At 39.0% G+C, this 264-nt stretch carries 1 protein-coding gene; it reads left to right on the forward strand.

What is annotated here, in order from left to right; genetic code table 11:
* Window positions 1-264, forward strand: a 264-nt coding sequence (locus AB4486_RS24225; protein ID WP_372119178.1) for a restriction endonuclease subunit S, incomplete at both ends; no start/stop codon positions are given.

Below are 264 nucleotides of genomic sequence, written 5' to 3' on the forward strand. Positions count from 1 at the left end.
GTTCATTACTGAAACGACAGATACTCTGACGCAAGCAGGTGATGAATCGCAACCTAAAAAGCGCATACCGGAAAACAGTATTTGTGTGAGCTGTATAGCGACAGTTGGCCAAGTTTTTATAACAACAAAACCAAGCCATACAAATCAACAAATTAACTCTCTTGTTCCTTACGATCAGAACTCGCTCTACTACCTACTTTTTAAATTCAAGGGTTTGAATAAACACTTCCATGATTTGGCTAGTGGTGGTAGCGCAACATTAAA

The organism is Vibrio sp. 10N.222.55.C6 (assembly GCF_041473395.1).
In the GTDB taxonomy this organism is placed as follows: Bacteria; Pseudomonadota; Gammaproteobacteria; order Enterobacterales; family Vibrionaceae; genus Vibrio; species Vibrio crassostreae_C.